Here is a 3,166-nt window from a genome sequence, read left to right as displayed (position 1 = left end):
CGCAGCAGCTCGTCCTGCTCGCCGTCGTCCAGCCCCAGCGCGGCCGCGAGCTGCCGGACCGACGTGAGCTGCGGGTTGCGGCGTTTGCCGGTCTCCATGCCGCGGATCGTGCTGACCGAGACTCCGGAGCGCTGTGCCAGCGCGTCCTGGGTGAGCCCCGCACGCAGCCGGAACCGCCGCATCACCGTCGCGAACTGATCTGCCACGTGCACGTTCCTACCAGGGTGGAACGATCTTCGTTCGAGCAGCGCGGCGAGGAGATGACGTTGACCTGGTGGCAGCAAGGCCACCACCAGGTCCAGGCTCAGCAGCGCTTGACCCGCACGACGCCGCGGCTCGACTCCACGATCGCGAAGTTCAGCCGGTCCGGGTCAGCCGAACCGAGCGCGACGCGCACCTCGGCGTTGATGTTGATGTTGCGCCGTTCGCCGCACGGCGACCACTGGATCTCCGTGGAGCCAGGGCGGTAGTGGGTCTGCCAGCTGTCGCTGAACGGCCCGGTGAACGGCTGGCTCACCGTCGCGGTGGGCGACGTTCCCTGCAGATACGTGCTGATCCGGTTCAGGCCGGTCGCGCCGTCCTGCAGGTGCGCGTAGCCCTCGTAGGTGGTCCGCGCCAGGCCGTAGGTGTAGCCCTGCGGCACGTTCACGCGGATGTTGATCTGGCAGTTCTTCCGCATGTCGAGGGGTGACGAGCCACCTCCCGCCCGTGCCAGGAAAGTGTGGTAGCCGATGGTGAAGGTTCTGTCGTTCGTCTTGACGTCGACGTCGCCTGCCGGGCAGCCCGAACCGTTGACGGTCACGACCTCGAGGACGGGCGCGGGCTCTTCGGCCGCGTCTGCCGGGGCCAGGGCGGATAGGGCGATGAGTGCTGCCGCTGCCGTAGTGAGCATGAGGAACCTCTCCGAGGGGTCCGTGGCGGCGGCAGCACCAGACGGTAGTGACGAAAGCCCGTCCCTACCTGACGGTTGCCTGACGATTCACGGCTTGAACGGCAGCAGTTCCTCTTCGACGCCGGGCCGGACGATCACGCACGTCGACTCCGGCACCTCCTGCCACGCCCCGACCAGGTCTGCCAGCGGTTCCGACACGATGAGCCGCGAGTCGTCGGCGAGGTCGTGCAGCGCTGGGTTGTCCGGGTACTGGCGGCGCAAAGTCGACACGTCGGTGCTGTGGAAGAGCGTTCGCGACTTGCCGCGGCTCGAGTAGCGGAACGCCCAGGTGGTCGAGCCGTCCGTGACCGCGACGGTCATCTGGACCGGGTACTCGACGCCCGCGCGCCTGCCGACGTCCTCGACGAACTCGACCATGCGCGCCATGGCGGCCGGCGGGTCCTGCTCCAGCCCGAAGCTGATCGCCAGGTAGAACATGATCTCCGAGTCCGTGGACCCCTCGATCAGCGGGAACAGCTCCGGGTCGATGGCCAGCGTCAGCTCGCGCCGCACCAGCGGGAACTTCGCGATGAGACCGTTGTGCATCCACAGCCAGTTCTGGTGCCGGAACGGGTGGCAGTTCGACCGCTGCACCGCGCCGCCGGTCGACGCCCGCACGTGCGCGAACACCCGGTCGGCGGTGATCTGCGCGGACAGCTCCCGCAGGTTGCGGTCGTTCCACGCCGGTTCCGTGCTGAGGAAGAGCCCGGGAGTGCTCGTGCTGCCGTACCAGCCGATGCCGAACCCGTCCCCGTTCACCGCGGTCGTGCCCAGCCTGGCGTGCTTGGACTGCATGACCAGCGAGTTCTCCGGCGCGTAGAGCAGTTCCTCCAACAGCACCGGCGAACCGGAATAAGCCAGCCACCGGCACATCACGAACCTCCCTTTTCCCAGCGCTACATGGGAACACGGACAGCCTGTGAAATGCGAGGTTTGCGGCGGCGCGCCCTCCTCGGGCAGCATGCTGGGTGTGACCGTCCCTCCCGGCCTGCGGCCCCCGCCCTTCGATCGCGGGAACTTCGAGACGATCGAGGTGCAGGTGCCGGTCGCGCCGGCCGTGCCGGTCGAGGCCGTCGAAACGCGTGAGGAACGCGGGGACATCGCCATCATCGGCCCGATCGCCGCCCTCGTGCTCGCACTGACGATCAGCACGTTGATCCTGGAACACCCGTCCGCGCGTGTTGTCGCCGCCGGGCTCGCCACTCTCGGGTTGATCGTGGCAGTGGTGCTGATGCTGATGGGCAAGAAGCCGAAGCCGGCCAGGCACGTGGCGCGGCACGCCATCGAACGACCGCCGTGGAACGCGAGCTGATCCGGATCTAGTGGCCCAGGTCGGGCGGCGTCGTGCTGGTGAGACGCGGATCCGGCTGACCGCCCGACATCGCCAGCATCCCGCGCAGCACCTGCAGCAGCTTGCGCAGCCCGCTCGGCTTGCGCCGGTCGATCCCGCCGATCACCTGCTTCAGCACGCTCAGCTGATCGAAGTAGATCCGCTCGGTGACCAGGTTCTCGTCCGAGTCGAAGATGAAGTACGCCGTCATCCGCGTGCGGTGCCTGCCACCGGTGGGCGGGATCTTGCCCAGCGGCCCGGTGTGCGTGCCGAGCAGCCAGAACTCCACGATCACGGCGTCGTGGCTGTGCCGGAACGAGATCAGCTCGTGGTGCTGGTCGGGGAACGCGACGCGGGTGTCGGTGTAGTACTGGCGCACCGCGCTGTCGCCGTCGTGGACGACCATCTGGGCGATGATCTCGTAGTGAGGATGGGGGAACGTCGAGAGCGTGGCGTCCCAGTCGTGGGCCACCTCGTCGCGGAAGTGGTCGAGCACGAGCTTCTCGCGGGCGCGCAGGACGTCCTCTGCCGGCAGGACGAATCGGGATGACATCAAAGCTCCTCCATTACCCACAGTGTGGGTTATCGCTGCAACAGGCTAAACCCACGCCGTGGATATCTGCAAGGCACAATGGCCAGGTGACCGAAACCCGCCGAGGTCGTCCGCGCACGCCGCTGCTGTCCCGCGAGTCGATCGTCGCCGCGACGCTGCGGGTGATCGACGAGGAAGGCGTCGCCGCGGTGGGCATGCGGTCGGTGGCGCGCGCACTGGGCGTGGACGCGAAGAGCCTCTACAACCACGTCGACGGCAAGGACGGCCTCCTCGACGCCGTCGCCGAGCAGCTGCTGGGCGGCCTGGTCCTGCCGTCGCGCACCGGTGACGCGCGCCGCGACCTGCACGCCAT

General features: G+C 68.2%; 6 protein-coding genes. 2 read left to right on the top strand and 4 right to left on the bottom strand.

Going from position 1 to position 3,166, the window contains the following annotated elements; all coding sequences use genetic code 11:
• The 3 genes from FXN61_RS48425 to FXN61_RS48415 all read right to left on the bottom strand — a co-directional run.
• Window positions 1-206 (bottom strand): helix-turn-helix transcriptional regulator (locus FXN61_RS48425; RefSeq protein WP_167980492.1); only part of this gene is annotated, 206 nt, incomplete at its 3' end.
• Between the two features lie 98 nt (window positions 207-304).
• Window positions 305-892, bottom strand: a complete 588-nt coding sequence (locus FXN61_RS48420; RefSeq protein WP_167980491.1) for a DUF4360 domain-containing protein — start codon at window positions 890-892, stop codon at window positions 305-307.
• A gap of 87 nt (window positions 893-979) precedes the next feature.
• A complete protein-coding gene (locus FXN61_RS48415; RefSeq protein WP_167980490.1) occupies window positions 980-1,804 on the bottom strand; it encodes a class II glutamine amidotransferase in 825 nt (274 codons plus the stop codon).
• A 97-nt stretch (window positions 1,805-1,901) separates the two neighbouring features.
• Between FXN61_RS48415 and FXN61_RS48410 the strand changes: the two genes are divergently transcribed.
• Window positions 1,902-2,243: a hypothetical protein gene (locus FXN61_RS48410; RefSeq protein ID WP_167980489.1), complete on the top strand. Its 342-nt coding sequence runs from the start codon at window positions 1,902-1,904 to the stop codon at window positions 2,241-2,243.
• Window positions 2,244-2,250: 7 nt separating this feature from the next.
• Here FXN61_RS48410 and FXN61_RS48405 read toward each other — a convergent pair whose 3' ends face one another.
• Window positions 2,251-2,814, bottom strand: coding sequence for an ester cyclase (locus FXN61_RS48405; RefSeq protein WP_167980488.1), 564 nt, complete (start codon window positions 2,812-2,814; stop codon window positions 2,251-2,253).
• A gap of 86 nt (window positions 2,815-2,900) precedes the next feature.
• On the opposite strand from FXN61_RS48405, the gene FXN61_RS53975 reads away from it, so the two are divergent.
• Window positions 2,901-3,166: TetR/AcrR family transcriptional regulator (locus FXN61_RS53975; protein WP_312878574.1), on the top strand; the 266-nt coding region annotated here is incomplete at its 3' end.

Origin of the sequence: Lentzea indica (assembly GCF_012184385.1) — a bacterium.
Lineage (GTDB): Bacteria > Actinomycetota > Actinomycetes > Mycobacteriales > Pseudonocardiaceae > Lentzea > Lentzea indica.
Note: the sequence above shows the minus strand (reverse complement) of the source record. Positions and strands in the feature narration are given on the sequence as shown.